The organism is Duganella kummerowiae, from assembly GCF_053572355.1.
In genome coordinates this window covers 1-941 of sequence record NZ_JBKFEH010000043.1, presented here as the reverse complement: position 1 = coordinate 941, position 941 = coordinate 1, and the positions used below count along the sequence as shown (strand labels likewise).

The following is a 941-nucleotide window of genomic DNA, read 5'->3' as shown; positions in this document are numbered from 1 at the left end:
ACCTGGCTGGTGGTCAGGCCGGCCAGGTCGGCCACGTCGATGGCGGCGATGGCCTTGCTGGACAGGGCGGCAGTCTGGGCAGTGGTCAGGGCGCCCACTTGCGAGGACGTCAGGGCCACGGCCTGGTCGGTGGTCAGCGAGGCGATACCGGCGCTGCTGATGGCTACCAGCGAAGCGGTGGCCAGGGTGTTGATGGCATCGGTGCTCAGGGCGGCCACTTGTGCGGTGCCCAAGGCGGCAATGGCGGCCGTCTTGATGGCGGCCAGGTCAGCCGTTTCCAGCGCGCCGATGGCCGCGGTGTTGAAGGCGGCCACTTGCGCGGTCGACAGGGCCGAGGCTTCCGCAGTGGTCAGGGCGATCACCTGGCCGCTGGTCAGGGCCTTGATCTGGGCCACGCTCAGGCCGACCACTGCCGAGGTCGACAGCTGGGCGAAGTCTTCGGTTTCCAGCGCAGCCAGGTTGCGGGTGGACAGGGCGGCGATCTGGGCCGAGGTCAGGTTGGCGGCCTGCAGCGTGGTCAGGGCCACGATCTGGTCGGTGGACAAGCCACCGGCAAAGGCGGCGGTGGACAGCGCCGTGATCTGGGTGCTGGACAGGGCGGCCACCTGGTCGGTTGTCAGGCCCACCAGCTGCGAGGTCTTCAGCACGGCAACCTGGCTGGTGCTCAGGCCGGCCAGGTCGGCCACGTCGATGGCGCCCAGGGCCTTGCTCGACAGCGCGGCGGTCTGGGCGGTGGTCAGGGCGCCCACTTGCGAGGACGTCAGGGCCACGGCCTGGTCGGTGGTCAGGGCAGCGATGCCGGCGGTGGTGATGGCCACCAGCGAGGCGGTTGCCAGGGTGTTCACGGCCTCGGTGCTCAGGGCCGCCACTTGCGCGGTCGACAGGGCGGCGATGGCGGCGGTCTTGATCTGGGCCAGGTCCAGGGTTTCCAGGGCGGCCAC

General features: G+C 70.5%; 1 pseudogene. It reads right to left on the bottom strand.

Annotated features, from left to right (window positions below):
* Positions 1-941: pseudogene (locus ACLB1G_RS27935) on the bottom strand (heme utilization protein); the annotation flags it as partial.